1 pseudogene is annotated in these 249 nt (G+C 43.4%); it reads left to right on the top strand.

Annotation, left to right across the window (positions count from 1 at the left end):
* Positions 1–211, top strand: a pseudogene (locus tag AAEY75_RS16410) (hypothetical protein); the annotation flags it as partial.
* Positions 212–249 lie beyond the last annotated feature (38 nt).

Below are 249 nucleotides of genomic sequence, written 5' to 3'. Positions count from 1 at the left end.
GGATATGTATCGCCTCATTATCGATTTTATTCGTAAATGGTGCGGTGTGAGCTTGGCGGTCGAGATGCAGCTGGAATTAGATAAGCAATATATTAGCCCTTTGTCGTTATCTGAGGATGGCTTTGGTGGTTTAGGACGCGGCGGCTTTTTGGTATCGAAGCCTGCGACTCAGCATCATGATGACACCCGCTATGCGTTGCCTATTCAGTAAAGCTTTTATTGCTAATAGATAAATTGCTTGTTTACTAA

This window comes from Psychrobacter sp. TB55-MNA-CIBAN-0194, from assembly GCF_040309505.1.
In the GTDB taxonomy this organism is placed as follows: Bacteria; Pseudomonadota; Gammaproteobacteria; order Pseudomonadales; family Moraxellaceae; genus Psychrobacter; species Psychrobacter fozii.
The sequence above is the reverse complement of the archived record's forward strand: the minus strand, read 5'-3'. Positions and strand labels throughout refer to the sequence as shown.